This window comes from Salmonella sp. SAL04157 (assembly GCF_046551635.1).
In the GTDB taxonomy this organism is placed as follows: domain Bacteria; phylum Pseudomonadota; class Gammaproteobacteria; order Enterobacterales; family Enterobacteriaceae; genus Salmonella; species Salmonella enterica.
This window is the reverse complement of the sequence record NZ_JBGDVS010000004.1, coordinates 230,711-256,108: the sequence shown is the minus strand read 5'-3', so window position 1 is coordinate 256,108 and position 25,398 is coordinate 230,711. Positions and strand designations below refer to the sequence as shown.

The following is a 25,398-nucleotide window of genomic DNA, read 5'->3' as shown; positions in this document are numbered from 1 at the left end:
TAATTATGCGTAACGATATCCTGTACGGCATCGGGATGCTGTTGGCGGCATCCGGCGTCCAGGCGCATGATGGCCGGGTCTATGTCTCCGGAACCATCACGGACAATACGTGTTCGCTCTCTCCAGACTCGGAAAATATTAACGTGGCGATGGGCGCGGTTTCTCAACGGCAGTTTTATCGCGCAGGCGACGGTTCCGCATGGCAACCTTTTGCTATCGATTTACAAAACTGCGGCAGCACTGCCAGCGGCGTAACGGTCAGTTTTAGCGGTGCGGGGGACAGCCGTAATACGGATTTATTGGCGCTTACCGCAGGGGAAAGCGACGCTTCAGGCATTGGGATTGCGCTTTATGATCAAAATAAAACCTTAATCCCACTGGGGCAGGAGAGTGATGTAGTGACGCTCAGTCCGGGCCAGGCGTCGGCGCATCTGCAATTTTACGCGCGTTATCTTGCCGATGGCGGCACGGTAACGCCCGGGGATGCCAATGCCTCCGCAACCTTCATTCTTGCCTATGAATAAGTTCTTTTTACGCTGCGCAATATATTGGTGCTTGCTTCCCATATCATGGGCGCAGGCTGGCGTGGTGATTGGCGGTACTCGCTTTATCTATCATGCGGACGCCCCGGCATTAAGCGTACCGGTAAGTAACCATTCAGAAGCGTCCTGGTTAATTGATACGCATATTTTACCTGGCGGCCGCTGGCCCGGAACCAAAAACGAAGGGAATATCACGCCCTTCGTGGTCACGCCGCCATTATTTATGCTTTCAGCGCGCCAGGAAAACACGCTGCGGGTGGTTTATACCGGCGAACCGCTACCCGCCGACAGGGAAAGTCTGTTTACCTTGAGTATCGCCGCTATTCCCTCCGGTAAACCGGAAGCGAACCGTGTACAAATGGCGTTTCGTTCGGCTTTAAAATTGCTCTATCGCCCTGAGGGACTCGCCGGCAATCCGCAGCAGGCCTACCGGCATCTGATCTGGTCGCTTACCCCTGATGGCGCGACGGTACGCAATCCGACACCCTATTACGTTACGCTCTTTTTATTACGCGCTAACGAGCGCGCCCAGGACAACGCCGGGGTCGTGGTTCCCTTTGCAACGCGTCAAACGGACTGGTGCCGGCACACGGTTCGCTGCACTGTGCGCTGGCAAAGTATTAATGACTATGGGCGGGTAATGCCAGCGCAAACCGTGGATCTGACGCGTATTCATTAACCTATTTTTCAGGCGTCTCCCGATAGCGGGAGGCTTTCCGATCTTATCGAACGAGACTTTTATTATGTATTATCACGCGTTAAAACTTTCCCGACTGGCGATGTTGACGTTGGCAGGCGTTGCCGTATCCGCCTCGGCAATCGCCGCCGATTCTGCCCCGACGTCGCAAATTGGCCCGACGGCGGAAGCCTACATCGTCAGTCATCCGGATAAAGTGGGAGAGGTGGTGGCAACGTATTTGGCCGAACATCCGGAATTTTTGGTCGCCGCCAGCGAGACATTGCATCAGCGTCAGCAGATTGCGCAACAACAGGCATATGTTCAACTGGCATTACAGTATCGTGCTGAGTTGCTCAGTAGCAGCAGTCCTTCCGTTGGGCCCAACGAGGCAAAAGCGGCGGTGGTGATGTTCTTTGATTACCAGTGCTCGTGGTGTAGCAAAATGGCGCCAGTGGTCGAAAACCTGATTAAGGCGAACCCGGATACCCGGTTTATTTTCAAAGAGTTTCCTATTTTTTCCTCCCGCTGGCCGGTATCCGGACTGGCGGCCAGAGTCGGCGAACAGGTATGGCTTACCCAGGGCGGGGCGAAATATCTCGACTGGCATAATGCGCTTTATGCCACAGGGAAGGTGGAAGGCGCGTTAACGGAACACGATGTCTATACCCTGGCGCAACATTATCTAACGCCGACGCAGTTGGCCGCCGTAAAAGAAGCGCAAAGCAGCGGTGCAGTACATGATGCGCTCCTCACTAACCAGGCACTGGCGCAGCATATGGATTTTAGCGGCACGCCTGCTTTTGTCGTCATGCCTCAGACGCAAAACGGTGATGTAAAACGGGTGACCGTGATCCCGGGAAGCACGACTCAGGATATGTTGCAAATGGCGATTCAGAAAGCGAAGGGATAGTGTTCACTTGTCGGGAAGCGAAAGCTTCTCGTTATTAACCGCCACCAGAAGTGCAGGAAGGCTTATTATGCATGTCAGACACTATGTGGTGCCCGCGTTGTGGTTGCCGCTCATGGTTATCGGTGCGGCGCAGGCGGGAAGCCAGATACGGTTTCAGGGAACGGTTGTTGAAGCAGGATGCTGGAATGAGACGGGGGTACTGGAAGTGCGTTGCCATCGGCAGGACGGTATTGAGCGCCATATTATCGTGGAGAATATGACTACGTCGATCGCTTCACCGTATGCGATGGTGGAACCTCATTACCTGGATGAGGACAAACAGCTGGCGCTGCTGCGGATTATTTATGACTGAACATAGTATGCACATCTGAAGGAGGCATAATAACGGTGGTTAAGTGCTCCGTTGCTTAAAAACAGAGATGATAACCACCGAAAATATCCGCTTAGTGATCGCCTTATCTTCTCGTACAGCGCTAGAGGCGTATTGGAAGATAAAATAAGGCGAGCATCGCCAGAAATATAGAAATGATTACTGCGATGATATTTTTATGTCGGTATGGTTTTTTACAGGTATAGGGCTGGGGAAGGTCGCTTGTATCAATAACGATCTTTTCATTTATTTTTATACCATGCCTCGGTAAGGTCATAAGTAATTCCTGTAAACCTATTTTTAAGATTGGGGCGTAATAGATAAATTGGCTGTGTCAGGTTAGTATCGCTGATAAATTTGCCCCGTTCCCCCCAAACGGCGTACGCAACACCTTCACGGATAATCAATTCATGATGTGCGTTTTCTATTAAATAGCTCAGGCGCCGGGCCCGCATAAATGCTATTTTGAACGCTGCATTACTGCTCAAAGACGTGATTTTTCTTAATCATTTATTGTAAATAAACTCATTATTTATTTTATGCTGTCTCATGATTACTCCATTTGTGCTTTCAGGCCATGATATCCCACTTGTTCCGTATAGTCAGCATCGTTGCAACGTGTCCGCTATGCTATGAGCAAGGATAGGTTGGGGCGACAGGCCTGAGAAATCAACTGTCATTAAATTGGCTAAATTGTTTAAGTGAAATAAATGTTATTGTTTTTGTGTTCTTTTTATAAGCATGTTGATCCTGTTTTATCAATATTTAATGAGGTATGCATATAACGCGTCGTTTAAGGATTCTTAAACCATTTTTTTGAGCGACAAATAATATGTGTGTCATTATTTTTTATTCAATTGATGAGAATTGTCTGTTGTGATTCATTAATTTGAAAATGCGGTTGGTCACAAAAAAGGACATAAAAATAATATTTTGCTGCCGTTTATGTTTAATTTTATTAAGTGTTGCTATGATTTTAGGTTAAGCATTTTTTATGTGCTTGAATGATAATTTATGTTACCTGGTGTAACGTTTATTTCGGCCTATTGGTCGGTCTTATGGATGCTATAGGATATAGGTAAAAAGAACTAAATAAATATTCGATGATGACTTGCTTTCTCAGGGTGAAATTTTATGAGTTAATAGCGGTATAAAATATTTTTATGATTTTTTTGTTATTGCGCTATACGTAGTGACTATGCTGCACATCTTCAGAATATTACGTTGGACGGGCAGAGAAATTGCCTCTGCATTGCAGAAGTCTCATAACGTATAGTCTGGAGATCATTATGTACGTAAATTAACAGTCCTCACTCGTCATGCCTGTACCAAGAGCGCTGATGAATCAGAAAATTGATACCGATAACGCGATGGTGCAAAACCATAACGCCATATACCAACAGCTCCTCGACCAAATTCGTGAGGACAATACATATAAACATGCCGTTATTACCCTTAATCCTTATGGCACCGCGCCGTTAAGCCTTTATCCTGGTGTCTGAGTTGAAAGCAGCGAACCGGGTATCGTGGAGTTTCTGGTTTTTGACAACGGTAATTACCGTTCCCGCGAAGATAATATCAATCTGCCGCCATCGGATAACGACCGCATGAGAGTTGTTTTATTTATTGATGTCGTCAACACGCATGGTGTGATCCGGAACGATATTATTGATATGTTCCATATAATCAGCAATTTCCTGCGAGGTTTACAGCCCTTTAATGCCTTTGACATTTTTACCTTTCGTGAAGTCAAATCCGCCACGGCCTTTACCGATAAAGGAATCCAGTGCGACGGTACTGAATGTACTGTCTGCGACCTGTTTACCTTTGATATCAAATTTGACAATACGCTGTACCAGCGGTTTTGTGTTGTAGTGTTTGAATTTGGCCGTTTTCGACACATGCTGCATGCCGTTCTTCGGATCGGCTGCATGAGACATCATCGCCTTCAGAGCGTTACCGCTAATTTCCACGCTCATTACGTCGTTAGTAAAAGGATACATACTTAGAACATCACCGATCAGGTAATCATCGTCATATCAATAATGGTGTGATGGAGGGCACCGTTGTAGTGATGGCTGAGCTGGCAGGTTTTCAGGTATTGCTTACAGCGATAGAGTTGCACTCCTGAGGGGGAAATGACCGTTTCGGATCCCTCCCTGAGTTACGGAACAGCGGGGCAAATCACATCAATCTTTGTTATCAGTTATCCAAAAGGTAAAGCTTAGTACAACACTAAATCTGCGGTATGACCTAAAAAGATGAAGTGTTGATTTAATAATAAACATTGAGTTATTTTTTATAAAAAAACATTTCTCGACACATTATTTTTAAATAATTTTATCCTGCGTGATGTGAGATTTATATCACTATTCTATAACTAGATTTGGTTAAACTTTGACACCGGAGTAAAACATATTCATTGATGAATAAAATATAACCATGGGAAATATATTCAATGTCTCTGATAAAGCGAACAGTATTATTTAGTCTCTTACTTACAATATCTACTGTTTTTAGCCATTCTGTACATGCACTGGAATATAAGAATTCATTTGGATCAATTAATGCCGGTTATGCTGACTGGAATAGTGGATTCGTCAATGTACATCGTGGGGAGGTGTGGAAAGTAACTGCTGACTTTGGTGTCAACTTCAAAGAGGCAGAATTCTATTCATTTATTGAAAGCAACGTGTTAAATCACGCTGTTGCTGGAAGAAATCATACTGTTTCTGCCATGACTCATGTACGACTCTTTGATTCAGATTATACTTTCTTCGGCAAGATATATGGTCAATGGGATAACTCATGGGGCGATGACCTCGATATGTTTTATGGAGCGGGGTATTTAGGTTGGAGCGGGAGTTGGGGGTTCTTCAAACCCTATATTGGTCTGCATAATCAATCTGGTGATTATGTCTCGCAGAAATATGGGCAGACAAGCGGCTGGAATGGCTATGTTATTGGCTGGACTGCAGCCTATAATTTTAATTTATTTGGTGAAGATTTTGTTTTATCTGACTGGAATGAAATCGAACTAGATAGAAATGACGCTTATACGGAGCAGCAATTCGGTCGAAATGGATTAAATGGTGGATTAACACTGGCATGGAAATTTTATCCCCGCTGGAAAGCTACTGTGACATATCGTTATTTCGCGAACAAACTAGGTTATGACGGATATGGAGACCAGATGATTTATATGGTCGGATATTCATTTTAAATAAAATCAAAGGAGTTGAAATGAAAAAAACAGTCATTGCCAGCATGATTGGACTGGCGCTTTGTGCGACAAGTACGATATCTGTCGTGCACGCGGCTGCCGAAAAACGCCCGAACTTGGTTTTTATTGTGGCAGATGATCTTGGCTATGGTGATTTGGCGACTTACGGTCACCAGATAGTGAAAACCCCGAATATTGACCGCCTGGCGAAAGAAGGGGTCAAATTCACTGAATACTATGCGCCGGCTCCTTTGTGTTCTCCTTCCCGCGCCGGGATGTTAACAGGCCGTATGCCCTTCCGCACCGGTGTACGCTCCTGGATCCCTGAAGGTACTAATGTTTCTATTGGACGTAACGAATTGACCATAGCCAATCTGCTGAAACAGCAGGGTTACGATACCGCGATGATGGGTAAACTGCATCTCAACGCCGGGGGCGATCGTACCGATCAGCCGCAGCCGAAAGAGTTAGGTTTTGATTACTCGCTGGTGAACCCGGCTGGCTTTGTGACCGATGCTACGCTGGATAATGCCAAAGAGCGCCCGCGTTACGGCGTCGTTCACCCAACCGGCTGGATGCGTAACGGCAAACATATTGATCGTGCCGATAGCATCAGCGGCGAATTTGTCAGTTCTGAAGTGGTGAACTGGCTAGATAACAAGAAAGACGACAAACCGTTCTTCTTATACGTTGCCTTTACGGAAGTTCACAGCCCGCTGGCCTCGCCGAAAAAATACCTCGATATGTATTCACAATACATGAGCGAATACCAGAAGCAGCATCCCGATCTGTTCTACGGCGACTGGGCGGATAAACCGTGGCGCGGTACCGGTGAATATTACGCCAATATCAGCTATATGGATGCGCAAGTCGGTAAAGTACTGGATAAAATTAAAGCGATGGGGGAAGAAGATAATACCATTGTCATCTTCACCAGTGATAACGGCCCGGTGACGCGTGAAGCGCGTAAAGTCTACGAGCTGAACCTCGCAGGCGAGACTGACGGTCTGCGCGGACGTAAAGATAACCTGTGGGAAGGCGGTATTCGCGTTCCGGCAATTATCAAATACGGTAAACACATTCCACAGGGCGTCGTTACCGATACGCCGGTGTATGGTCTGGACTGGATGCCGACGCTGGCGAACATGATGGATTTCAAACTGCCGACTGATCGTACATACGACGGGCAATCGCTGGTTCCGCTGTTGGAGCAGAAAACGTTAAAACGTAATAAGCCGCTGATCTTCGGTATTGATATGCCGTTCCAGGATGATCCGACCGATGAGTGGGCGATCCGCGACGGTGACTGGAAAATGATCATCGATCGTGAAAATAAACCTAAATACCTCTATAACCTGAAAAAAGATCGGTTCGAAACGCTGAACCAAATTGGCAAACAGCCTGAAATTGAAAAACAGCTGTATGGCAAGTTCCTGAAAATGAAACAGGACATCGATAACGACTCATTAATGAAAGCCCGTGGCGACAAACCAACGCCGGTGACCTGGGGCTAAAAGGATAATTATAAAAAATTAAGTATGCCACTTAGGGCTCTGCCCGCCTGATTCAGCGCCCTCGTGCTGAGTCAGGTTCTTTTATTTTAGGGATACGGAAAATATGCAACGGAAAAGCTGTCAGGTAATGATCAAACCGACCGGGTCGGTGTGTAATCTTGATTGTAAATATTGCTTCTATCTGGAAAAGGAAATGCTCTATCCCGATAGAAAAAACCATTACAAGATGACGGAAGAAACGCTAGCGTTGTTTGTGCAACAGCATATTGCGGCGCAGGACGTAGATGAAGTGATTTTTGCGTGGCAGGGTGGGGAACCGACGCTGATGGGGCTGCCATTTTACCGCCAGGCGGTAGCGCTCCAGCAACGTTATGCTAATGGAAAAGCCATCGTTAATACTTTTCAGACCAATGGCATTCTGATTGATGATGAATGGGCAAGATTCTTCAGGGCGCATGACTTTCTGGTTGGTATTTCGATTGATGGCGATGCGGCGCTGCACGACGAATGGCGGGTAACTCGCGCAGGGCAACCTACCCATCATAAAGTTGAACAGGCGATAAAATGCCTGGCGAGTCATGGCGTTGAATTTAATACTCTCACGGTGGTGAGTCAGAGCAATATGCTACACCCGCAGCGGGTTTATGCGTATCTGAAATCTATCGGCAGCCGCTATATGCAGTTTATTCCGCTAGTGGAAAGAGCGGCAAATAAAGACGGAATGCTGGCGCATCCGCAGGACGAGAAAACCGCAGTAACCCCCTGGTCAGTGGACGGATTACAGTTTGGAAAGTTCCTGAATGCCATTTTTGATATCTGGATCCGCGAAGATATTGGTGATATCGGCATTCAACTCTTTGAACAAACGCTGGCGGCATGGTGTGGACTCCCCCCTCAGGTTTGCGTTTTTGCGCCCGTTTGCGGTAGCGCTTTTGCAATGGAAATGAATGGCGATGTGTATAACTGCGATCATTTCGTTTACCCGCAATATAAGCTCGGCAATATTAACGGCACGCCGCTGCGTCAGATGAATAATAGCGCGCAAAACCAGCAGTTTGGTCTCGATAAAAGCCGCACGATGGCGCAGGAATGCCATACCTGCCCGTGGCAATTCGCCTGTTATGGCGGTTGCCCTAAACACCGCTTTTTGCCTTCGGCTTGCGGACCGATGAAGCAAAACTATCTTTGTGCCGGCTATCAGTGCTTTTTCTCTCATACCGCGCCGATGATGAAAGCGATGAAAACCCTTTACGTAAATAACCTGTCACCGGCGGAGATCCGGTCTGTTTTTTTTAAGTAATGCTCAAGGAGGAACGCATGTTTGCCAATATTAATGTGGACTGCTGTAAAACGCCGGGATGTAAAAATCTGGGCGTGTTGAACAGTCCGGATTATGTCCGCCAGGGAAAAGATGTTCTTTGTCGGGAATGTGGTTTCCTGTTTCCTGTTATTTCCGCTGGGGCGTTAAATCTTTTTCGCCACACGGTAAACCGGGGATGGAAAGGCCTGGTCAAACAGTGTCCTGCCTGCGGCAGCACCTCATTAAAGAAATACGGCTTCTCGACTCAGGGAGAACACCGCATGGCGTGTAGTCAGTGTCGGAAAACGTTCATCGTCCCCGAAAAGGCAAAAAGCGATTGCCGACAGGACGAGCTGGCAACCCTAATTGAGGAAGGGACATCGCTTGCCGGGATCCGCTCACAGCTGAAATTAGACAGCACAGGCCTTAACCGGGCGCTGTTTAAACTATCCCGTAATGCAAACCTTGCGGAGCGATGCCAGCAGTTTCCGGCCTTCGATATCGCACTCAGCACCCGCGCTTTCCGGGTGAACTATAACGGTGGAGACAGCAGCCTGTATGTTCTGGTGACGGCAGAAGAACAAAGCGGAAGGGTGGTGGCGATTTCGTCAAATTATTCAGCACAGCCGCTGGATAAAGCCTGGCAGTATCAGTCGTATTATGAAGAACGGCTACCTCCGGGAACACTGGCGCATATGGTGCAACGTAAGGAAGCGATTACAGCGCGCCGCGAAACTTTATTTGATATCGATTACGGTCCGGCCTCGTTATATAAGAATGACTCCGGAATGATCGTAAAGCCGGTGTTGCCTGCCTACCGCCATTTTGAACTGGTGCGGATGCTGACGGACGAACGCACCTTAAACGTTCAGCATTACCTCGATCATGAATGCTTTATTCTGGGGGGATGCATGATGGCGAACATGCCGCATGTCCATCAGGGCCGTTGCCATATTTCATTTGTCAAAGAACGCGGTACGACGCCGCTGCAAAAAGATATTCCGCCACGCCTGTTTTTAAGCGGCGGTATCCGTAACAATGTCTGGCGTACTTTTTCTACCCGCGATTATGCTATGGCGGTGTGTAATCTCACCGGTAATAAAAAAATCACCCAGCAACGCTATGCTACGTTACAAGGCGCGACGGCGTTCATTAATTATTTGTATGCGCATCCTTTTTTGGCGCAGCTTAATCGTCTGTCACCGGCAAATGTGACGGCAACGCTGGATTATCTGAAGTATGAATATAATCAATCCCGTAAGGTCGGATAACGCATCGCATGCCGTGTGATAGAGCTGAGTCGATGGCTTTTGATTATCAGCACAACCCTCTCCAGCGTATCTATTTCGTTGTTCCAGCAAGGAACGACAACGATATACTGGAGAGATCATGGGGCCGTTCAAACATCAAAAGAATACGCTTCCTGCCCCGTGTCTTGCCGTCAATCAGAGGATTGATAAGCAAAATGCGATGGTGCTCAACCATACGGCGATTTATGAGCACAGCCTCAGCCAGATTACAGAAAGTAATACAGTACAAAATGCGCTGATTATTCTTAATCCGTTTATGGCCGCGCCATCTCTTGCCAGCCTGGCGAGAGCGATATTATCGATCCGCAGGCGGGCAGCGAGGCGATGGGGCTGCTAATTTTCCAGGAGATTGCGCCTACGGAGAAAACCGTGCTTTTTGAAGCGACTATGACGTCAGGTTACTACAAAAACGCGGAAACGAACGGGGAAGGCTATCGCTACGATATTACCAGTTTCCGGGTGTATAAAATGGATCTGTACGCGTAGCGGTCTATCATCAATGACTGACTGCACTAAAAAAGTCCGGCGTAAGTCGGACTTCATTTCGTAAAAAACGAGCTATTCATCATATATAATCTAATTTTAACGATGAGTCAGGCGAGGTAAGATAGTAGATTCGAAGAATTCACCTGATTGAGAGAATAAAAAGTGAAACATCTGCACCGATTTTTTAGCAGCGATGCCTCTGGGGGCATCATTCTCATCATCGCCGCTGCGCTGGCTATGCTGATGGCCAATATGGGCGCGACCAGTGGATGGTATCATGATTTTCTGGAGACGCCGGTTCAGCTACGGGTTGGGGCGCTTGAGATCAACAAAAACATGCTGTTGTGGATCAACGATGCGCTGATGGCCGTGTTTTTCCTGTTGATTGGCCTGGAAGTTAAGCGCGAACTGATGCAAGGCTCGTTAGCCAGTCTGCGCCAGGCCGCTTTTCCGGTGATTGCCGCCATCGGCGGGATGATTGTACCGGCATTGCTCTATCTGGCCTTTAACTACTCCGATCCGGTCACTCGCGAGGGCTGGGCTATTCCTGCCGCGACGGATATCGCCTTTGCGCTGGGCGTGCTGGCGCTGTTGGGCAGCCGGGTTCCGCTGGCGCTGAAAATATTCCTGATGGCGCTGGCGATCATCGATGATCTCGGCGCCATCGTTATTATCGCACTGTTTTATACCAGCGATCTTTCTATCGTCTCGCTGGGCGTAGCGGCGTTCGCGATTGCCGTGCTGGCGCTGCTGAACCTGTGCGGCGTCAGACGGACTGGGGTATATATTCTGGTCGGGGCAGTGCTGTGGACGGCGGTACTGAAGTCCGGCGTTCACGCGACGCTGGCAGGCGTCATTGTCGGCTTCTTTATTCCGCTGAAAGAAAAACACGGTCGCTCGCCGGCCAAGCGTCTGGAGCATGTTCTGCACCCGTGGGTCGCGTACCTGATCCTGCCGCTCTTCGCTTTTGCGAATGCCGGCGTTTCTCTTCAGGGCGTCACGATTGACGGTCTGACCTCCATGCTGCCGTTGGGAATTATTGCCGGTCTGCTGATTGGTAAGCCGCTGGGGATTAGCCTGTTTTGCTGGCTGGCGCTGCGTTTCAAGCTGGCGCATCTGCCGCAAGGGACCACTTATCAGCAAATCATGGCGGTCGGCATTTTGTGTGGCATTGGCTTTACGATGTCCATCTTTATCGCCAGCCTGGCATTTGGCAATGTCGATCCGGAACTTATTAACTGGGCGAAATTGGGCATTTTGATTGGTTCATTGCTCTCCGCAGTGGTGGGGTATAGCTGGTTGCGCGCGCGTTTGAACGCGCCGGCATAACCAGTACGAAGGAAAGGGGGAGCGATGAATCGCTCCCTTGCGACATTGAACAGGGAGAGGAATGAGCATGTCTCATATTAACTACAACCATCTTTATTACTTCTGGCATGTCTATAAAGAAGGTTCTGTCGTGGGTGCCGCAGAGGCGCTTTTTCTGACGCCGCAAACCATTACGGGTCAAATTAAAGCCCTGGAAGAGCGTTTACAGGGGAAGCTATTTAAACGTAAGGGACGCGGTCTTGAGCCCAGCGAACTGGGCGAGCTGGTTTTTCGCTATGCGGACAAAATGTTTACGCTAAGCCAGGAGATGCTGGATATCGTCAATTACCGCAAAGAATCAAACCTGTTGTTTGATGTCGGCGTCGCCGATGCTTTATCCAAGCGTCTGGTCAGCAGCGTTCTGGATGCGGCGGTGGTGGTGGACGAACCCATACATCTGCGTTGCTTTGAGTCGACGCACGAAATGTTGCTCGAACAGCTCAGCCAGCACAAGCTGGATATGATTATCTCCGACTGCCCGATAGATTCCACGCAGCAGGAGGGGCTATTCTCAGTCAAAATCGGCGAATGCAGCGTCAGTTTCTGGTGTACGAATCCGCTTCCTGAAAAAGCGTTCCCTGCCTGCCTGGAAGAGCGACGGTTGCTGGTGCCGGGACGTCGCTCAATGCTGGGGCGTAAGTTGTTGAACTGGTTTAATTCGCAGGGGTTGCAGGTTGAGATCCTCGGTGAATTTGATGACGCGGCCTTAATGAAGGCGTTTGGCGCGACGCACGATGCGATTTTTGTGGCGCCGAGCCTTTATTCACTGGATTTTTATGCCGATGAGTCGGTAATAGAGATTGGGCGCGTGGAGAATGTCATGGAAGAATATCATGCGATTTTTGCCGAGAGAATGATCCAGCATCCGGCGGTGCAGCGTATTTGCAATGCGGACTACTCGGCATTGTTTAAACTACAGTAGACATACCTACCGTAATACTTCCGGCTGCGGAACTAGCCCGCAGCCGGAATCATTCTACAAGTTCAGCAGGCTACGGTACTGCCCACCTTCGCGGATAAACACCGGAATTCTGTTCAGTGGCGTAGCGTAATGCAGCGTCTGCCCTCCTGAATAGCTTTCACCGGTCGCAAGATCCGTCCATGTTTCCCCTTCTGGTAGCCAGACATCACGCTCGCGCATACCTTCATGCATGACGGGGGCGATCAGCAGGTCAGGACCAAAACAATACTGGTCGGTGATTGCCCAACTTGTTTCCTGTTCGGGGAATTCAAAGAACAGGGGGCGCATCACTGGCGAATTGTGCTTATGGGTTTCCTCCATCAGCGCTTTGATATAGGGCTTGAGTTTTTCTCGCAACGCCAGGCAACCTGTCAGTACGTCGCATACTTCCTCACCGTAGCTCCAGACCTCGTTCGGCGCACCTGTAGGGCACTGGGCGATACCATCCCGGTACGGTTGTGCAGGTAAAATCTGCGGATCGCGGTTGCCGTGCAGACGCATCACCGGGCTAAAGACGCCCCACTGAAACCAGCGAATCAGCAATTCATGGAATTTCGGGTCGTGAATATTACCGCCATGGAAACCGCCGATATCCGTCGTCCACCACGGTATCCCCGCGATTCCCATATTGAGTCCGGCGGCAAACTGGTTGCGCAGCGATCTAAACGAGGAGTGAATATCACCTGACCAGACCAGTGCGCCGTACTTCTGACTGCCGGCCCAGGCGCAGCGTAGCAGGTTGATAACCTGGTCTTCGCCATCGGCTTTCATGCCGTCAAAAAAGGTTTTAGCGTACATACGTGGGTAGATATTGCCCACTTCCAGTACCGGCCCGGCATGGTAGCGATAGTTGTCGTAGTCGTAAACGCTGAACTCAGGTTCGGCTTCATCTAACCAGAATAACTTCACGCCTTTATCGTAATAGTTGCGTTTGGCTTTGCCCCAGACGTAGTCGCGCGCGCCCGGATGAGTCGCATCAAAGTAAGTGGTATTGCCGAGGAAATCCATATTGATCGGCAAGCCACGTTCCGTTTGTACCAGCCAGCCGTTTTCGCGCATCTCCCGATAGCTTTCGGTACGGTTATCTACCGTCGGCCAGACGGAGACCATCAGCTCAATTCCCAGCGATTTCAGCTCGGCAATCATGGCATCAGGATCGGGCCAGTCGCGCGCATCGAACATCCAGTCACCCTGATTCGGCCAGTGAAAGAAGTCGATAACGATCACTGAGATAGGCAGATTGCGACGCTTATATTCGCGGGCGACCTCCAGCAGCTCTTCCTGCGTGCGATAACGGAGTTTGCACTGCCAGAAGCCCATGGCGTAGTCCGGCATCATCGGCGGTGTGCCGGTAGCCAGCGCGTAAGCCCGGCTAATTTCTGCCGGGGTATCGCCAGCCGTGATCCAGTAGTCCAGCTGTTCGCTGACCTGCGCTTCCCATTCGGTAACGTTTTGGGCAAAGGTTACGCGTCCGACTGCCGGATTGTTCCATAAAAATCCGTAGCCCAGACTGGAGAGCATAAACGGTACTGAGGCCTGGGAGTTACGTTGCGCCAGCTCAAGCACGCATCCTTTGAGATCCAGGTTGGCCTGTTGATACTGCCCCATACCATAAATTTTTTCCCCTTCGGTGGCTTCGAAGCGGGCTTTCAGTGAATATTTCCCACCCTGAATCGGGCGGAACTCGCGTCCCTCAAGGTTGAGTGCGCTGACGTACTGGCCGTGAGATGATTCATCCTCGCCAATTTCGCCCCGCAGGCGCCAGAACTCCTGCAACAGGGGTTTGTGTGGATGGCGGTAAAAGGTAACTTGTCCTTTTTGATTGACGATAGCGATAATTTTGCCGTTGGTCAGCGTTGCCTGGTGGTGCTCATAATCAATGTGGCACTGACTTTCTGCGACTGGCTCAGTCAATGCCCAGTCTTCATTTCTCATTACCGGCAGATGACGGCCGCTGCGTACGCGCAGGCTGTTCTCGCCCCAGGGTTCAATCCATAAATAGCGATCGTTTTGCTGCCAGACCAGACGACGCGGGTCTTGTTGCATAAATGGCATGGTGGTGCCTCCCATATTCGAGGGTGAAGGTAAAGAACGTTATGAGTTGATGGTTTCCAGATCGTGGCGAATCTTCTCTTCCATCGCTTCGTATTTGCGAAAGAAAAGTAGTGGGATCGCTGCGAGCGCGAAGAGTAGGGCGGGTGCCCAGATAAAGGCCCAGATAATTCCCTCCAGACCCGCAGCACTCTGGACATGGTTGGGGACATAGCCAAAACTGTTCATGATCCAGGCGGCGAAAGCGGTGCCGAGGCCACTACCCATCTTGATGCAGAAGGTGCTGCCGAAGGCGATAAGAATGCCGGTAGCCTTAATACCGGTCTTCCAGGCACCGAAATCGACGGCGAACCCCAGCATGGCAAACGGCATTGAGCAGGCGATACCGCTGCCGATATTGCCGAGTATCCAGGCGGCGATGAGGAAAGTAATGTTGTCCGCTGCCAGCCACATCATGACGCCGCCAAACGTGGCGACCAGCAGACCGCCTACCCATATCCAGGTTTTAGCCAGGTATTTGCTAAAGAAGGGGATAGCGATGATAAACAGGATCTGAATCGTCGCCAGGCTGTTAATCAGCGGTACCAGATCTTTACGGTCGAGGTTGTAGGTCAGATAATAGACAATGGTCGTGTTGCGCTGCTGTAGGGCAATCCAGAAGATCAGATTAGCCAGCACCATCAGGATCCACGGCCAGTTACCTTTCATCGCCGCGAAACTTTTTTTCATCGGCAACTTAGGTTCATGCTGTATTTTATCCGTATCCATTTCACGAATGTTTTTAAACGCAAAGAGCGTTAGCGCGCAGGATATAATGGCAAATGTAATTGCCGTATAAATAAAACCAGCGTGATCATCACCGTTACCTAAAAAAGCGACTAACGGCAAGGCGGTCGCGTTCATTAATAAAACCCCAATTTGCCCACCGGTCATTCGCCAGGAATTTAAAACCAGTCTTTCCTTGGGAGATAAGGTCATCAGGGGTAATATTGCACTGAGTGGTGTATTAAGTCCGGTAAATAGAATGCTGGCAATCATATAAGATATTGCTGCATAGATGGCTTTTCCTGTCATACTGATATCAGGAGACCAAAATGACAGCGCGCTGAATACCGCAAAAGGCAGCGGTAACCATAAAAACCAGGGACGACATTTACCGTAGCGTGAACGCGTTTTATCGATGATGATCCCCCATATGGGGGCGTCTATGCCATCGATAATACGCGCCAGCAGCAGGATAACGCCTGCTACGGCAAGGCTAATGCCCGCAACGTCTGTGTAGAAATATAAAATGTACGTTGAACCGAAGCAGTACAGCAGATTACCCGCCACATCCAAAGAGCCATAGCTAATACGCTGTAGTAAAGACAATGATGCTGACCCGGAAGGCTGGGTATCCTCAATGACAGAACTCATAATGATAACTCCGATATTGGTACGATACGCCCAGAAAAACAACCTCTACTTTCTAAGCAAGTTTTGAATATTATTTTTATGTCGTTTTTGAATTTAACCTCAGATTAAAATGAGTAAGTAAGGTGTACATGAAAAGTAGTTAACCCGACGGCATCAATCAATTATCAAATCTTACATCAGGATTGCGTTTATTAGTTTTTGAATGAGCGATGTTTCTATTTGCTAAGGTGGTCACAGTTTTTTTAATAATGAAATAAAAAAAGGAAAACAGTGAAAGAAAATAACTTTCAAGTATTACGTGACGTGGCTAAGGGAGGAGTAGCTGAAAAAAGAGGCTGGTTAGTAAGAGCGTTAACGAGTGAGATCGGCGCCAGCGGTTGACGAGAAAAACGGCAGATAGCAGGCATAAAAAAACCCGCTTTACGCGGGTTTTTTTACAAAGCTGATAACAAGCAGGCGATTAAGCCAGTTTGTTGATCTGTGCAGTCAGGTTAGCTTTATGACGTGCAGCTTTGTTTTTGTGGATCAGACCTTTAGCAGCCTGACGGTCCACGATCGGTTGCATTTCGTTAAATGCTTTCAGTGCAGCAGCTTTGTCGCCAGCTTCGATAGCTGCGTATACTTTCTTGATGAAAGTACGCATCATAGAGCGACGGCTTGCGTTGTGCTTACGAGCCTTTTCAGACTGAACGGCGCGCTTCTTAGCTGATTTGATATTAGCCAAGGTCCAACTCCCAAATGTGTTCTATATGGACAATTCAAAGGCCGAGGAATATGCCCTTTTAGCCTTCTTTTGTCAATGGATTTGTGCAAATAAGCGCCGTTTAAATTGCAGCACTCGTTGCGTAGTGATGGCGCAGGATTCTACCAGCTTGCGTGCTGTGAATACAGCCTTTCCATGAGAAAAATTGCATTAAGCGGCGGGTTTTGGGGCGGAGTTTGCCGCATGGCGATGAAAAGCATCTTCTTTATGTTTCCTCAGGGCAATAGTCGGTTAACCTTGACCGCTGTACAAGGTATACTCTTGCGATTTTCACTGTTTTGAGTCAGACATGAAGCTGATACGCGGCATACATAATCTCAGTCAGGCCCCGCATGGGTGTGTGCTGACCATTGGTAATTTCGACGGCGTACATCGAGGGCATCGCGCTCTACTGCAGGGTTTGCAGGAAGAAGGACGCAGACGCGGTCTGCCGGTGGTGGTCATGATTTTCGAACCGCAGCCGCTGGAGCTGTTCGCGACGGATAAAGCGCCCGCTCGCCTGACGCGCCTGCGTGAAAAACTGCATTACCTTGCGCAGTGCGGCGTGGACTATGTGCTGTGCGTGAAATTCGATCGCCGCTTTGCCGCTTTGACGGCGCAAACGTTTATCAGCGAACTGCTGGTGGAGCGACTTGGCGTGCAATTTCTTGCCGTCGGCGATGATTTCCGCTTTGGTGCTAGCCGCGCGGGCGATTTCTTGTTATTACAGAAGGCGGGGGCGGAGTATGGTTTTGCGGTTTCCAGCACCCAAACCTTTTGTGAAGGCGGCGTGCGTATCAGTAGTACCGCAGTGAGACAGGCGCTGGCGGAAGATAACCTGGCGCTTGCCGAAAGCCTGCTGGGACATCCCTTTACTATTTCCGGGCGTGTCGTTCATGGCGACGAGCTGGGACGTACCATTGGCTTCCCGACGGCGAACTTACCGCTGCGCCGTCAGGTCTCCCCGGTAAAAGGGGTCTATGCGGTGGAAGTCACCGGGCTTGGCGATAAGCCGTTACCCGGCGTAGCGAACATTGGCACTCGTCCAACGGTGGCTGGCGTGCGTCAACAACTGGAAGTGCACCTGCTGGACGTTGTAATGGACCTCTACGGTCGCCATATAGATGTAATACTGCGTAAAAAGATACGTAATGAGCAGCGATTTGCGTCGCTTGATGAGCTAAAAGCGCAAATCGCACGCGATGAGTTAACGGCCCGCAAGTTTTTTGGGCTAGCCGGGCAGGTGTAATCCTGACGGTGTTTATCAAACCGAAATACGGAACCGAGAATCTGATGAGTGACTATAAATCGACCCTGAATTTGCCGGAAACAGGGTTCCCGATGCGCGGCGACCTCGCCAAGCGTGAACCGGGAATGCTGGCGCGTTGGACCGATGATGATCTGTACGGCATCATTCGTGCGGCCAAAAAAGGCAAAAAAACCTTCATTCTGCATGATGGCCCTCCATATGCGAATGGCAGCATTCATATTGGTCACTCAGTTAACAAGATTCTGAAAGACATTATCGTGAAGTCCAAAGGACTGTCGGGATTTGACTCGCCTTACGTGCCGGGCTGGGACTGTCACGGTCTGCCTATCGAGCTGAAAGTCGAGCAGGAGTTCGGTAAGCCGGGCGAGAAATTCACTGCCGCTGAATTCCGCGCCAAGTGCCGCGAATATGCCGCTACGCAGGTTGACGGCCAGCGTAAAGACTTCATTCGTCTGGGCGTGTTGGGCGACTGGTCGCATCCGTACCTGACCATGGACTTCAAAACCGAAGCTAACATCATCCGCGCGCTGGGCAGAATTATCAAAAACGGTCATCTGCACAAAGGCGCTAAGCCGGTGCACTGGTGCGTTGACTGCCGTTCCGCGCTGGCGGAAGCGGAAGTTGAATATTACGACAAAACGTCGCCGTCTATCGACGTGGCGTTCCGCGCCGTCGATCAGGATGCGGTGAAAGCGAAGTTTGGTTTGCCGGGCGTGAGCGGCCCGATCTCGTTGGTCATCTGGACCACCACGCCGTGGACTCTGCCGGCTAACCGCGCCATCTCCCTGGCGCCGGACTTTGATTATGCGCTGGTGCAGATTGACGGACAGGCGGTGATTCTGGCGAAAGATCTGGTTGAAAGCGTCATGCAGCGTATTGGCGCGGCTGAATACACCATTCTCGGTACCGTAAAAGGCGCGGAGCTGGAACTGCTGCGCTTTACCCATCCGTTTATGGGCTTTGACGTGCCGGCGATCCTCGGCGATCACGTCACCCTGGACGCAGGTACCGGCGCGGTACATACCGCCCCTGGTCACGGCCCGGATGACTACGTGATCGGTCAAAAGTATGGCCTGGAAACGGCTAACCCGGTTGGGCCGGACGGCGCTTACCTGCCAGGCACATATCCAACGCTTGACGGTGTTAACGTCTTCAAAGCGAACGATATCGTTATTGAACTGCTGAAAGAAAAAGGCGCGCTACTGCATGTCGAAAAAATGCAGCACAGCTATCCGTGCTGTTGGCGTCACAAAACGCCGATCATTTTCCGCGCGACCCCGCAGTGGTTCGTCAGCATGGATAAAGAAGGGCTTCGTCAACAGTCCCTGAAAGAGATCAAAGGCGTTCAGTGGATCCCGGACTGGGGTCAGGCGCGTATTGAATCAATGGTCGCTAACCGTCCTGACTGGTGTATCTCACGTCAGCGTACCTGGGGCGTACCGATGTCGCTGTTCGTGCATAAAGAAACGCAGGAGCTGCTGCCGATTGAGCGTACTCTGGCGGCGATGGAAGAGGTGGCGAAACGCGTCGAAGTTGACGGTATCCAGGCATGGTGGGATCTCGACCCGAAAGAGATCCTCGGCGAAGATGCTGATCAATACGAGAAAGTTCCGGATACGTTGGACGTTTGGTTTGATTCGGGTTCCACCAGTTACTCCGTGGTTGACGCACGTCCGGAATTCGCCGGTCACGCTGCCGATATGTATCTGGAAGGCTCTGACCAGCATCGCGGCTGGTTTATGTCCTCCCTGATGATTAGCGTGGCGATGAAAGGCAAAGCGCCATACCGCCAGGTACTGACTCACGGCTTCACCGTCGATGGTCAGGGGCGCAAAATGTCCAAGTCCATCGGTAACACCGTATCGCCGCAGGATGTGATGAATAAACTGGGCGCGGATATCCTGCGTCTGTGGGTGGCGTCTACTGACTATACCGGCGAAATGGCGGTCTCTGACGAGATCCTCAAACGCGCCGCCGACAGCTATCGTCGTATCCGTAATACCGCGCGCTTCCTGCTGGCGAACCTCAATGGCTTCAATCCGGCCACCGATATGGTCAAACCGGAAGAGATGGTGGTGCTGGACAGGTGGGCGGTGGGCTGCGCGAAAACGGCGCAGCAAGAGATTCTGAAGGCATACGAAGCTTACGACTTCCATGAAGTGGTACAGCGCCTGATGCGCTTCTGCTCCGTTGAAATGGGCTCGTTCTACCTCGACATCATCAAAGACCGCCAGTACACCGCGAAGGCTGATAGCGTCGCGCGTCGTAGCTGCCAGACTGCGCTGTATCATATCGCAGAAGCTCTGGTTCGCTGGATGGCGCCGATCATGTCCTTCACGGCTGATGAAATCTGGGGCTACCTGCCGGGCGAGCGTGAAAAATATGTCTTCACCGGCGAATGGTACGACGGGTTGTTTGGCCTGGAAGAGAATGAAGAATTTAATGACGCATTCTGGGACGATGTCCGCTATATCAAGGACCAGGTCAACAAAGAGCTGGAAAATCAGAAAGCCAATGGCATCAAATCGAACCTGGAAGCAAAAGTGACGCTGAAATATGCTGACGATGCTAACGGTACGATTAAGAAGCTGAAACTGTTGGGTGAAGAGGTCAGATTTATCTTCATTACTTCCCAGTTCGTGATTTCTGAACAAGCGGGGGGTATTGATGATGAAAATATTCAGTACAATGCTGGTAATACGACAGTTCAGGCAGTGGTAACGCGTGCCGAGGGTGATAAGTGTCCGCGCTGCTGGCACTACACTACTGATGTCGGCAAGGTGGCGGAACATGCAGATATCTGCGGACGCTGTGTCAGCAACATCGCCGGTAATGGCGAACAACGTAAATTTGCCTGATGAGTAAACCACTCTGTTCAACAGGACTACGCTGGCTATGGCTGGTAGTAGTCGTGCTGATTATCGATTTGGGCAGCAAATACCTGATCCTCCAGAATTTCGCTCTGGGGGATACGGTAGGGCTGTTCCCGTCGCTTAATCTGCATTATGCGCGTAACTACGGCGCGGCTTTTAGCTTCCTGGCGGATAGCGGCGGCTGGCAGCGCTGGTTCTTTGCCGGGATTGCGATAGGGATCTGCGTAATTCTTTTGGTGATGATGTATCGCTCGAAAGCAACGCAGAAGCTGAATAACATCGCTTATGCGTTAATCATCGGCGGCGCGCTGGGGAATTTGTTCGATCGTCTGTGGCACGGCTTCGTTGTCGATATGATCGATTTTTACGTCGGCGACTGGCATTTCGCGACGTTCAACCTTGCCGATAGCGCGATCTGTATCGGTGCTGCGCTGATAGTACTGGAAGGCTTTTTGCCGAAGCCGACAGCGAAAGAACAGGCATAAGCGTAAATACCGGGTGGCGCTTATCCGGTTTTGTAGGCCTGATAAGCGCAGCGCCATCAGGCAAACGTGGTGCCGGATGGCGGTGAAAACGCCTTATCCGGCCTACGGTTTTATCGTTCTTTGTGCCTCCGGGCAAAACACGTGAGCAATTTGCATGTCTAAATCCGTACAGAGCAACAGCGCGATCCTCGTTCACTTCACCCTGAAACTGGATGATGGCTCAACGGCGGAATCTACCCGCAATAACGGCAAGCCAGCCCTGTTCCGTCTTGGCGATACCTCGCTTTCCGAAGGTCTGGAGCAGCAGCTTCTGGGGTTGAAAGAAGGGGAAAAGAAAGCGTTTTCGCTGGAGCCTGACGCCGCGTTTGGCGTCCCCAGTCCGGACTTGATCCAGTATTTCTCGCGCCGTGAGTTTATGGCGGCGGGCGAACCGGAAGTCGGGGCGATTATGCTTTTTACCGCAATGGATGGCAGCGAAATGCCTGGCGTGATTCGCGAAATCAACGGCGACTCGATTACCGTTGATTTTAACCATCCGCTGGCCGGGCATACCGTTCACTTTGATATTGAAGTGCTGGAAATCGATCCGGCGCTGGAGGCATAAACATGCAGATCCTGTTGGCCAACCCACGCGGTTTTTGCGCCGGGGTAGACCGCGCTATCAGCATTGTTGAAAATGCGCTCGCTATTTACGGCGCGCCAATTTACGTTCGGCACGAAGTCGTGCATAACCGCTATGTAGTGGACAGCCTGCGCCAGCGCGGGGCGATCTTTATAGAGCAAATTAGCGAAGTGCCGGATGGCGCCATTCTGATCTTCTCCGCTCATGGGGTTTCCCAGGCGGTGCGTAACGAGGCGAAAAGCCGCGATCTTACCGTTTTTGACGCCACCTGCCCGCTGGTGACGAAAGTCCATATGGAAGTGGCGCGCGCCAGCCGTCGCGGTGAAGAATCTATTCTCATCGGCCACGCCGGGCACCCGGAAGTGGAAGGCACCATGGGCCAGTACAGCAACCCGGAAGGGGGGATGTACCTGGTTGAGTCGCCAGAGGACGTCTGGACGCTGAATGTCAAAAATGAAGGCAAGCTCTCCTTCATGACGCAAACCACGCTTTCCGTGGACGATACGTCCGATGTGATTGATGCGCTGCGTAAACGCTTTCCGAAAATCGTCGGCCCGCGCAAAGACGATATTTGCTATGCCACTACTAATCGTCAGGAAGCAGTGCGGGCGCTGGCGGAGCAGGCTGACGTGGTGCTGGTGGTCGGCTCGAAAAACTCTTCTAACTCTAACCGGCTGGCGGAACTGGCCCAACGGATGGGAAGAACCGCGTTTCTTATCGACGATGCGGCGGATATCCAGGAGGCATGGGTGAAAGAAGCCGCCTGCGTCGGCGTCACCGCTGGCGCTTCCGCGCCGGATATTCTGGTGCAGAATGTTATTGCGCGTCTGCGCGAGTTTGGCGGCGGCGAAGCTGTCACGCTTGAGGGGCGCGAAGAAAATATTGTTTTCGAAGTGCCGAAAGAACTGCGTGTGGATGTTCGTGAGGTCGAATAAGATTTCATAATTCAGAAATCTGCCTGATGACGCTACGCTGACCAGATCTTAAGAATTTCTTTTGATATTCAATGTGCGACAGGAAAAATAAGGCGTAGTTGTCATCCGTTGCTAATGCCCCACCTTTTTGCTATTCATCTGAAAAACCAGCACAATCGTTGCTGGTTTTTGGGTTGTAATGCCTACAGGGATAAGGGAAATGGGCAAAATAAAATATGGATTGCCAACGTTACTCGCCATCGGCTTTTGGATGGACGTGGCAAGCGCCACGGTGCTGGAGCTACCCGCCTGGGAGCGAAACTATACCGGGACTATCGCGGGGAAATCGGTAAACGTTAATATCACCCGATTTGGTAACACGCTTTATGGGTATTACTGCTATGAACCTTGCAATCAGCACAAGGCAGCGATTGCTCTACGCGGCTCACTCCAGGATAAAGAGGTACATCTTGAAGAACGCGTAAAGGCGCTTTCGGGTTACTGGAATGCGGAAATCTCCAGCAGTGAGATTAAAGGCGAATGGACGTCCGCAGATAAAAAACGACATTTTCCTGTTGCCCTTATCTACCTCAAACCTAAAAACTCCCCTGATATTGTGCTGGTCACGAACACGAATGATGCAGGGGGTTACGACCCTTCCAAAGAGATTGATTGCGGCAATACGCCGGCCATTTCGGCGATAAAATTATACCGTGATGGTAAACTCATACAGACCTTAGATACCGCCTCGGTGGGCACTTGTAGCTCGTTTATGCCTCAATGGGGGGATGTCAATTTTGATGGCTACCCGGATCTGTCGATTGTAACAGAGCTACTTGCAGGGCCGGATGCTCCAGTACAAACATGGCTCTATGACCCCGCCAAACAGCGTTATGTTGATGCGCCAGCGTCTTATCAGGAAATCACTTCATCAGAGATCGATGCTGAACATAAACAGATTGTCAGCTATTGGCGCGGCGGTTGCTGCAGTCATGGCGTCAATGTGTATCGCTGGAAAGGAAAAACGATTGAACTGATCGATCGCGGTGAAAGCTATTTTCAGCCTGTGATCAGTAAAGACAAAATGTATAACTGCTACATGATACCTTCCTACGCTGATGGGCGTATTATTTATCCGCTAGTACGTAAAAATGGTCATTTGACGCCGCCTTTTAGCCTTGATGAGACGTGTCAGCCTTTTTGGCTAACCGGTAATGTTCGTACCGTGATTCAGGCAGAAAAACCCGGCGCTGAGCCCGAATCGCTTGAGATTCAGTGGCAGGAAAACAAAGCATCGCCAGGGCGTTTTTGCCCATTAGTTCCGTTTGTCGAAGGTAATAAGCTAAGTCCGCGTCTGGTGACGGATGACGATGTGCCTGATACCTGTATCAGTCGCGCTGAGTACGAAGATATAAAACAATAGGTCAGGAGAGCGTTAATGGCAGCATCCCTACACATTATTCTTGATACCGATCCAGGCATTGATGACGCCGCCGCGATTGCCGCTGCGCTGTTTGCCCCCGAGCTGGATCTGCAACTGATGACCACCGTTGCCGGCAACGTTTCGGTCGAAAAAACCACCCGTAACGGCTTACAGCTCCTGCATTTCTGGGACGCCGATGTGCCACTTGCCCAGGGGGCCGCGACGCCGCTGCTGCGTCCGTTACGCGATGCGGCATACGTCCACGGCGAATCCGGTATGGAAGGCTATGATTTTGTCGACCATCAGCGCCAACCGTTGGCGAAGCCTGCGTTTATCGCTATCCGGGATGTGTTGATGAACGCCCCGGAGCCCATGACATTGGTGGCGATTGGGCCATTGACCAATATTGCGTTGCTACTGATGCACTATCCGGAGTGCCGCTTCAACATTCACCAGCTGGTGATTATGGGCGGTTCCGCAGGGCGCGGCAATTTTACGCCTAATGCTGAATTTAACATTGCTGTCGATCCGGAAGCCGCCGCCCACGTATTTCGTAGCGGCATTGAGATTGTGATGTGTGGGCTGGACGTCACCAATCAGGCCGTGTTGACGCCGGAGTATCTGGCTACGCTTCCTGCGCTTAATAAAACCGGCGGCATGCTGCATGCATTGTTCAGCCATTACCGCAGCGGCAGTATGCAAAGCGGTCTGCGGATGCACGATCTCTGCGCTATCGCCTGGCTGGTGCGTCCGGAGCTTTTTACCCTGCAATCCTGTTTTGTGGCCGTAGAAACGCAGGGGCAATATACCGCAGGTACCACGGTGGTGGATATTGAAGGGCGTCTGGGGCAGCCCGCCAACGCGCAGGTGGCGCTGGCGCTGGATGTGGACGGTTTTCGTCAGTGGGTGGCTGAGGTGTTTGCCTGTGCGCCGTAATT

23 protein-coding genes and 3 pseudogenes are annotated in these 25,398 nt (G+C 50.4%); 21 read left to right on the top strand and 5 right to left on the bottom strand.

The window, feature by feature from the left end; genetic code table 11:
- Positions 1-5: 5 nt before the first annotated feature.
- The 4 genes from ACLJRE_RS10980 to ACLJRE_RS10965 all read left to right on the top strand — a co-directional run bounded on the left by ACLJRE_RS10980 (position 6) and on the right by ACLJRE_RS10965 (position 2,483).
- Positions 6-524 carry a fimbrial protein BcfF gene (locus ACLJRE_RS10980; protein ID WP_001243228.1) on the top strand — a complete coding sequence of 173 codons (519 nt, stop codon included), beginning with the start codon at positions 6-8 and terminating at the stop codon, positions 522-524.
- A complete protein-coding gene (gene bcfG / locus ACLJRE_RS10975; protein WP_001135024.1) occupies positions 490-1,221 on the top strand; it encodes a fimbrial chaperone BcfG in 732 nt (243 codons plus the stop codon). Before ACLJRE_RS10980 ends, bcfG begins: the two co-directional genes overlap by 35 nt.
- A 64-nt stretch (positions 1,222-1,285) precedes the next feature.
- Complete coding sequence (locus tag ACLJRE_RS10970) at positions 1,286-2,131, top strand: DsbA family protein (protein WP_000291393.1); 846 nt, start codon at positions 1,286-1,288, stop codon at positions 2,129-2,131.
- A gap of 67 nt (positions 2,132-2,198) precedes the next feature.
- A complete protein-coding gene (locus ACLJRE_RS10965; RefSeq protein ID WP_000558466.1) occupies positions 2,199-2,483 on the top strand; it encodes a hypothetical protein in 285 nt (94 codons plus the stop codon).
- 121 nt (positions 2,484-2,604) lie between these two features.
- Here ACLJRE_RS10965 and ACLJRE_RS10960 read toward each other — a convergent pair.
- Positions 2,605-2,998 (bottom strand): annotated as a pseudogene (locus ACLJRE_RS10960) (transcriptional regulator).
- 822 nt (positions 2,999-3,820) lie between these two features.
- Between ACLJRE_RS10960 and ACLJRE_RS10955 the strand changes: the two are divergent.
- Positions 3,821-4,000, top strand: a pseudogene (locus ACLJRE_RS10955) (arylsulfatase); the annotation flags it as partial.
- 207 nt (positions 4,001-4,207) lie between these two features.
- Here ACLJRE_RS10955 and ACLJRE_RS10950 read toward each other — a convergent pair.
- Entirely contained in the window at positions 4,208-4,504 is a 297-nt protein-coding gene (locus tag ACLJRE_RS10950; protein ID WP_001542932.1) for a 5'-nucleotidase C-terminal domain-containing protein, read from the bottom strand.
- 455 nt (positions 4,505-4,959) lie between these two features.
- Here ACLJRE_RS10950 and ACLJRE_RS10945 point away from each other — a divergent pair, with 455 nt between their 5' ends.
- The 8 genes and pseudogenes from ACLJRE_RS10945 to nhaR all read left to right on the top strand — a co-directional run bounded on the left by ACLJRE_RS10945 (position 4,960) and on the right by nhaR (position 12,624).
- The gene (locus ACLJRE_RS10945; protein WP_000052612.1) at positions 4,960-5,724 is read left to right on the top strand and encodes an outer membrane protein OmpK; all 765 of its coding nucleotides are present in this window, start codon (positions 4,960-4,962) and stop codon (positions 5,722-5,724) included.
- Between the two features lie 20 nt (positions 5,725-5,744).
- The gene (locus ACLJRE_RS10940; protein ID WP_000754364.1) at positions 5,745-7,238 is read left to right on the top strand and encodes a sulfatase; all 1,494 of its coding nucleotides are present in this window, start codon (positions 5,745-5,747) and stop codon (positions 7,236-7,238) included.
- Positions 7,239-7,341: 103 nt separating this feature from the next.
- On the top strand, positions 7,342-8,538 hold the full coding sequence (locus ACLJRE_RS10935; protein WP_001189143.1) for an anaerobic sulfatase maturase: 1,197 nt from the start codon (positions 7,342-7,344) through the stop codon (positions 8,536-8,538).
- Positions 8,539-8,555: 17 nt separating this feature from the next.
- Positions 8,556-9,809 (top strand): transposase, encoded by a 1,254-nt coding sequence (locus ACLJRE_RS10930; protein WP_023212753.1) that lies wholly within the window; start codon positions 8,556-8,558, stop codon positions 9,807-9,809.
- 118 nt (positions 9,810-9,927) lie between these two features.
- Entirely contained in the window at positions 9,928-10,185 is a 258-nt protein-coding gene (locus ACLJRE_RS10925) for a hypothetical protein (RefSeq protein ID WP_000528981.1), read from the top strand.
- Positions 10,107-10,334, top strand: a pseudogene (locus ACLJRE_RS10920) (arylsulfatase); the annotation flags it as partial. The gene ACLJRE_RS10925 and the pseudogene ACLJRE_RS10920, both read left to right, overlap by 79 nt.
- 162 nt (positions 10,335-10,496) lie before the next feature.
- Positions 10,497-11,663, top strand: coding sequence for a Na+/H+ antiporter NhaA (nhaA, locus tag ACLJRE_RS10915; protein WP_000681340.1), 1,167 nt, complete (start codon positions 10,497-10,499; stop codon positions 11,661-11,663).
- A 61-nt stretch (positions 11,664-11,724) separates the two neighbouring features.
- Positions 11,725-12,624, top strand: a complete 900-nt coding sequence (nhaR, locus tag ACLJRE_RS10910; protein WP_000062872.1) for a transcriptional activator NhaR — start codon at positions 11,725-11,727, stop codon at positions 12,622-12,624.
- Positions 12,625-12,678: 54 nt separating this feature from the next.
- Here the strand turns inward: nhaR and ACLJRE_RS10905 are convergent, their stop codons facing one another.
- The 3 genes from ACLJRE_RS10905 to rpsT form a co-directional block, all read right to left on the bottom strand.
- Positions 12,679-14,718: a TIM-barrel domain-containing protein gene (locus ACLJRE_RS10905; RefSeq protein ID WP_001116450.1), complete on the bottom strand. Its 2,040-nt coding sequence runs from the start codon at positions 14,716-14,718 to the stop codon at positions 12,679-12,681.
- Between the two features lie 39 nt (positions 14,719-14,757).
- Complete coding sequence (locus tag ACLJRE_RS10900) at positions 14,758-16,131, bottom strand: MFS transporter (RefSeq protein ID WP_023197710.1); 1,374 nt, start codon at positions 16,129-16,131, stop codon at positions 14,758-14,760.
- Positions 16,132-16,591: 460 nt separating this feature from the next.
- Positions 16,592-16,855 carry a 30S ribosomal protein S20 gene (gene rpsT / locus ACLJRE_RS10895; protein WP_001518655.1) on the bottom strand — a complete coding sequence of 88 codons (264 nt, stop codon included), beginning with the start codon at positions 16,853-16,855 and terminating at the stop codon, positions 16,592-16,594.
- 105 nt (positions 16,856-16,960) lie between these two features.
- Between rpsT and ACLJRE_RS10890 the strand changes: the two genes are divergently transcribed.
- The 8 genes from ACLJRE_RS10890 to rihC all read left to right on the top strand — a co-directional run bounded on the left by ACLJRE_RS10890 (position 16,961) and on the right by rihC (position 25,396).
- Positions 16,961-17,176, top strand: coding sequence for a DUF2575 family protein (locus ACLJRE_RS10890; protein WP_001538903.1), 216 nt, complete (start codon positions 16,961-16,963; stop codon positions 17,174-17,176).
- Positions 17,177-17,183: 7 nt separating this feature from the next.
- On the top strand, positions 17,184-18,122 hold the full coding sequence (gene ribF / locus ACLJRE_RS10885; RefSeq protein WP_000767311.1) for a bifunctional riboflavin kinase/FAD synthetase: 939 nt from the start codon (positions 17,184-17,186) through the stop codon (positions 18,120-18,122).
- A 44-nt stretch (positions 18,123-18,166) separates the two neighbouring features.
- Entirely contained in the window at positions 18,167-21,001 is a 2,835-nt protein-coding gene (gene ileS, locus ACLJRE_RS10880) for an isoleucine--tRNA ligase (RefSeq protein ID WP_001563101.1), read from the top strand.
- On the top strand, positions 21,001-21,501 hold the full coding sequence (gene lspA / locus ACLJRE_RS10875) for a signal peptidase II (protein ID WP_000042736.1): 501 nt from the start codon (positions 21,001-21,003) through the stop codon (positions 21,499-21,501). Before ileS ends, lspA begins: the two co-directional genes overlap by 1 nt.
- A gap of 154 nt (positions 21,502-21,655) precedes the next feature.
- The gene (gene fkpB / locus ACLJRE_RS10870; protein ID WP_000047269.1) at positions 21,656-22,105 is read left to right on the top strand and encodes an FKBP-type peptidyl-prolyl cis-trans isomerase; all 450 of its coding nucleotides are present in this window, start codon (positions 21,656-21,658) and stop codon (positions 22,103-22,105) included.
- A gap of 2 nt (positions 22,106-22,107) precedes the next feature.
- Positions 22,108-23,058, top strand: a complete 951-nt coding sequence (gene ispH, locus ACLJRE_RS10865) for a 4-hydroxy-3-methylbut-2-enyl diphosphate reductase (protein ID WP_001166428.1) — start codon at positions 22,108-22,110, stop codon at positions 23,056-23,058.
- A 199-nt stretch (positions 23,059-23,257) separates the two neighbouring features.
- Positions 23,258-24,460, top strand: coding sequence for an XAC2610-related protein (locus ACLJRE_RS10860; protein WP_058109056.1), 1,203 nt, complete (start codon positions 23,258-23,260; stop codon positions 24,458-24,460).
- Between the two features lie 15 nt (positions 24,461-24,475).
- Positions 24,476-25,396: a ribonucleoside hydrolase RihC gene (rihC, locus tag ACLJRE_RS10855; RefSeq protein WP_023212752.1), complete on the top strand. Its 921-nt coding sequence runs from the start codon at positions 24,476-24,478 to the stop codon at positions 25,394-25,396.
- Positions 25,397-25,398 lie beyond the last annotated feature (2 nt).

Excerpts from the sequence above, each read along its gene's own strand:
- ACLJRE_RS10860 (WP_058109056.1), top strand. The coding sequence starts at position 23,258 with ATGGGCAAAATAAAATATGGATTGCCAACGTTACTCGCCATCGGCTTT.
- ACLJRE_RS10900 (WP_023197710.1), bottom strand. The coding sequence starts at position 16,131 with ATGAGTTCTGTCATTGAGGATACCCAGCCTTCCGGGTCAGCATCATTG.
- ACLJRE_RS10935 (WP_001189143.1), top strand. The coding sequence starts at position 7,342 with ATGCAACGGAAAAGCTGTCAGGTAATGATCAAACCGACCGGGTCGGTG.
- ACLJRE_RS10940 (WP_000754364.1), top strand. The coding sequence starts at position 5,745 with ATGAAAAAAACAGTCATTGCCAGCATGATTGGACTGGCGCTTTGTGCG.
- ileS (WP_001563101.1), top strand. The coding sequence starts at position 18,167 with ATGAGTGACTATAAATCGACCCTGAATTTGCCGGAAACAGGGTTCCCG.
- fkpB (WP_000047269.1), top strand. The coding sequence starts at position 21,656 with ATGTCTAAATCCGTACAGAGCAACAGCGCGATCCTCGTTCACTTCACC.
- ACLJRE_RS10965 (WP_000558466.1), top strand. The coding sequence starts at position 2,199 with ATGCATGTCAGACACTATGTGGTGCCCGCGTTGTGGTTGCCGCTCATG.
- ACLJRE_RS10950 (WP_001542932.1), bottom strand. The coding sequence starts at position 4,504 with ATGTATCCTTTTACTAACGACGTAATGAGCGTGGAAATTAGCGGTAAC.
- lspA (WP_000042736.1), top strand. The coding sequence starts at position 21,001 with ATGAGTAAACCACTCTGTTCAACAGGACTACGCTGGCTATGGCTGGTA.
- ispH (WP_001166428.1), top strand. The coding sequence starts at position 22,108 with ATGCAGATCCTGTTGGCCAACCCACGCGGTTTTTGCGCCGGGGTAGAC.
- ACLJRE_RS10980 (WP_001243228.1), top strand. The coding sequence starts at position 6 with ATGCGTAACGATATCCTGTACGGCATCGGGATGCTGTTGGCGGCATCC.
- ACLJRE_RS10930 (WP_023212753.1), top strand. The coding sequence starts at position 8,556 with ATGTTTGCCAATATTAATGTGGACTGCTGTAAAACGCCGGGATGTAAA.
- ACLJRE_RS10945 (WP_000052612.1), top strand. The coding sequence starts at position 4,960 with ATGTCTCTGATAAAGCGAACAGTATTATTTAGTCTCTTACTTACAATA.
- bcfG (WP_001135024.1), top strand. The coding sequence starts at position 490 with ATGCCTCCGCAACCTTCATTCTTGCCTATGAATAAGTTCTTTTTACGC.
- ribF (WP_000767311.1), top strand. The coding sequence starts at position 17,184 with ATGAAGCTGATACGCGGCATACATAATCTCAGTCAGGCCCCGCATGGG.
- ACLJRE_RS10905 (WP_001116450.1), bottom strand. The coding sequence starts at position 14,718 with ATGCCATTTATGCAACAAGACCCGCGTCGTCTGGTCTGGCAGCAAAAC.
- ACLJRE_RS10925 (WP_000528981.1), top strand. The coding sequence starts at position 9,928 with ATGGGGCCGTTCAAACATCAAAAGAATACGCTTCCTGCCCCGTGTCTT.
- rihC (WP_023212752.1), top strand. The coding sequence starts at position 24,476 with ATGGCAGCATCCCTACACATTATTCTTGATACCGATCCAGGCATTGAT.
- ACLJRE_RS10970 (WP_000291393.1), top strand. The coding sequence starts at position 1,286 with ATGTATTATCACGCGTTAAAACTTTCCCGACTGGCGATGTTGACGTTG.
- nhaR (WP_000062872.1), top strand. The coding sequence starts at position 11,725 with ATGAGCATGTCTCATATTAACTACAACCATCTTTATTACTTCTGGCAT.